The 2,454-nt window shown below is 56.4% G+C and carries 2 protein-coding genes; both read left to right on the top strand.

The genetic code is table 11. The features are described 5' to 3' along the window. Window positions 1–559: 559 nt before the first annotated feature. A complete protein-coding gene (locus B5X69_RS20570; RefSeq protein WP_079640328.1) occupies window positions 560–1,357 on the top strand; it encodes an HpcH/HpaI aldolase family protein in 798 nt (265 codons plus the stop codon). A 20-nt stretch (window positions 1,358–1,377) separates the two neighbouring features. Then, a complete protein-coding gene (locus tag B5X69_RS20565; RefSeq protein WP_079640327.1) occupies window positions 1,378–2,241 on the top strand; it encodes an SMP-30/gluconolactonase/LRE family protein in 864 nt (287 codons plus the stop codon). Window positions 2,242–2,454 lie beyond the last annotated feature (213 nt).

Here is a 2,454-nt window from a genome sequence, read left to right as displayed (position 1 = left end):
TCGATCCCACGCGATGAAATAGACGCAGCGGAGGCACTCGGCCTGCTCAAACGCCCGCTGCCGCCAACGATTGATCTTCCCCAAGAACAACATCGTCACGAATAAGAGCGGCTAGATTCGTAGTATGGGGCGGCAGGAATGGGATCAGTTCCCAGGTAAGACAGACTTTCCTTTGACGGCGGAGGCGGGTTATTATTCATCCTTATTTACTCCGGTGTGCAAGATTGATACCTAATCAGGTATAAGTGTGTGGAGGGAGAGCAGCTGCATCCTTCAGGAGATGCGAATTGCCCTGTTAAGCCCCGCCCATCAATATGGGATTCGATATCGACCGATCGATTCACTGCCATTGCTCGCTGAACGGGCGGTACTTATTCACTTCGCAGAGACGGCATCTCCGCCAGAACGACAGTGGGTTAGGATCCGCGGCTCTTGTGACGGAAGCGCCCTGCAAATGCCGCCAGGAGCGAAACGCGGCTAGTACGGGGCATCACGCCCTCCAACTAGATGGGAGCCGTTCCATCCTAAGTTGGGCAAACTAAGGTGAGGTTCAGCGGAAATGGACAAACTGCCCCCAGCAATTAGGCCCAATTGGAGCAAACACAAACTGCTTGCAGGTGAACCTGTGTTTTGCCCGGTCCCGGTGACTGATTTGGCGTCTCTAGAAAATCTCGCGGCGCTGTCCCTTCTCGATCTGGCCATGCTGGACATGGAGCATGGTCCCTGGGCGTGGCGTGACATCAGCGACTTCAGCAGACTCTGCGACCTATGGCGAATCTCCTCCATGGTCAGAGTAGCGGCGAATGACGAGGTTCTAATTGGCAAAGCCCTTGACCTTGGTGCGCAGTCGATTCTCGTCCCGCACGTCCTTTCAGCTGATGACGCGGCGCGTGCAGTCCGCGCCGCGCGATATGCACCTGCCGGCACACGTGGCATGGGAGGACCACGCCAAGGACTCGGAGTGGCCGACTACTGGAAGAGCGCCGACAGGGAGGTGATGGTCGGAGTGCTAATCGAGGACGTGGAGGCCCTCTCACAACTCGAACTCATCGCTGCCGTTCCCGGTGTTGACTTTGTCTTTCTCGCACCATTTGATCTGGCTTCCAGTCTGGGGCATGTAGGGGAGCCATTTTCACCTGATGTACAAGGGGAGGTGCGCACGGCGATTAAGAAGCTATCCAGCATGGGAAAGTCGTGCGGTACATTTGTGACGGACGACTGCGTGGAGGAATATCTGTCCTTGGGCGCTCGCTTATTGTTTTTTTCGCCTGCGGTTTACCTTTATAAGGGAATCTCCCAGTTTAGGAATGTGGTTTCCCGCGCACTAGATGGATTTACTCAGCCATCTGGAGTGTGACCAGCAATTTGGAGCAATATATGACCAGTCCTAGACTATTTTTTGATGACTTGGTGTTTCCTGAAGGCATTCGCTGGCGGGAGGACGGGCTTTGGGTTGCCGACCAGCATGCCCACAAAGTCTGGCGCATTGGTTCTGACGGGAAAGGGGAGGTTATCTGCGTATTAGATGACATGCCATCTGGTCTTGGATTTACGCCGGACGGATCGGTTCTAGTGGCGGAGATGCGCACTCAGAAAATCCACAGGATCGCTCCCGACGGTACCATGACGCTGCATGCGGATTTGGCGGTTCTGCGGCCAGGATGGATAAATGACATGGTGGTCGATGGCCGTGGGCGCGCCTACGTCGGTCACCTCACAGGCAAGTATGCTTTACCTAGTGATGGGCACGATGAATTGGTGGCCGTGGAACTCGACGGATCCATTCGCGTCGTGGCCGATAACCTTGCAGGACCAAATGGCACAGCCGTCACTCCTGATAACCGCACCATGATACTCGCTGAGTCCGCCCAACAGCGTCTGCTCGCGTTCGATATTGAGGACGACGGATCGCTGAAAGGGCGGCGCGTGTGGGCAGAAGGCATTCATTCGGATGGGATATGCCTTGATGCCGAGGGAGGCGTATGGGTCGGATCCCCAGCTGAGTCGCGGTTCAAGCGGGTGGTGAAAGGCGGGGCAGTCACGGATTTCATCGAGGTAACGGACTGGGCAATCGCATGTACACTGGGGGGGCTCGGCCGCGACACGCTTTATATGTTGGTCACTCGAGCGACCGCGGAAACGTTTGCCGATATGGCCGATCCCGGTCGCGATCATTTAAGTAACGCCCGCGGACGGGTGGAAACCTGCAAGGTGAACATCCCGGGGGCGGGTTGGCCGTAGGTAACGTATGCGGCCAAGCACCCATCGTTGTACATGTACCCGGTGTGCGTGCCAGTGATGCGCAGTCCAACCACGACACCCTGGCTATCAATTGGCTGCTAGCCGCTCTTATTCGTGACGATGTTGTTCTTGGGGAAGATCAATCGTTGGCGGCAGCGGGCGTTTGAGCAGGCCGAGTGCCTCCGCTGCGTCTATTTCATCGCGTGGGATCGA

The organism is Sphingopyxis flava, from assembly GCF_900168005.1.
Lineage (GTDB): Bacteria > Pseudomonadota > Alphaproteobacteria > Sphingomonadales > Sphingomonadaceae > Sphingopyxis > Sphingopyxis flava.
Note: the sequence above shows the minus strand (reverse complement) of the source record. Positions and strands in the feature narration are given on the sequence as shown.

What these genes read in the sequence shown, in the direction of transcription:
- B5X69_RS20570 (WP_079640328.1), top strand. Translation starts at nt 560, where the DNA reads ATGGACAAACTGCCCCCAGCAATTAGGCCCAATTGGAGCAAACACAAA.
- B5X69_RS20565 (WP_079640327.1), top strand. Translation starts at nt 1,378, where the DNA reads ATGACCAGTCCTAGACTATTTTTTGATGACTTGGTGTTTCCTGAAGGC.